The 671-nt window shown below is 64.7% G+C and carries 1 protein-coding gene; it reads left to right on the forward strand.

Annotated features, from left to right (window positions below; genetic code table 11):
- The coding region (locus tag IFU29_RS22200) for a fimbria/pilus periplasmic chaperone (protein WP_191935768.1) at positions 1–671 on the forward strand (671 nt) is incomplete at both ends.

Raw genomic sequence — 671 nt, forward strand, 5'->3', positions numbered from 1 at the left:
CAGGCAACGGCCGCCATCGCGCTGGACCGCACCCGGGTGATCTTCAGCGGCGGCGACAGGTCGGTGAGCATGAGCATCAGCAACGAGAACAAGCAGCTGCCTTACCTGGCGCAGGGCTGGATCGAAGACGCCACCGGCAAAAAGATCACCAGCCCGCTGACGGTATTACCGCCGGTACAGCGCCTGGAGCCGGGGGCCAAAAGCCAGGTGAAGGTGCAGGGGCTGCCGGCCGCCAATGCGCTGCCGCAGGATCGCGAAACGCTGTTCTACTTCAACCTGCGCGAGATCCCGCCGAAGAGCGACAAGCCGAATACGCTGCAGCTGGCGCTGCAAACCCGCATCAAGCTGTTCTACCGGCCGAAGGCGATTGCGGTAGCCAACCCGGAAGCCAGCGCGCCGTGGCAGGAAAAACTGACCCTGACCAAGCAGGGCGCCAGCTACCAGGTGAACAACCCGACGCCGTACTACGTCACGCTGGTGGATGCCAGCAGCAAAAAAGGCGCTGCCAGCGCACCGGGCTTCGAACCGCTGATGGTGGCACCCAAGGGCAGTGCGCCGCTGAAGGTTGCTGCGTCTGCACTGGGCAACGCGCCGGTGCTGACCTACGTCAACGACTACGGCGGCCGCCCGCAGCTGACTTTTAGCTGTAATGGCGCGAGCTGCCAGGCGGT

Source organism: Erwinia persicina (genome assembly GCF_014838825.1).
Classification (GTDB): domain Bacteria; phylum Pseudomonadota; class Gammaproteobacteria; order Enterobacterales; family Enterobacteriaceae; genus Erwinia; species Erwinia persicina_A.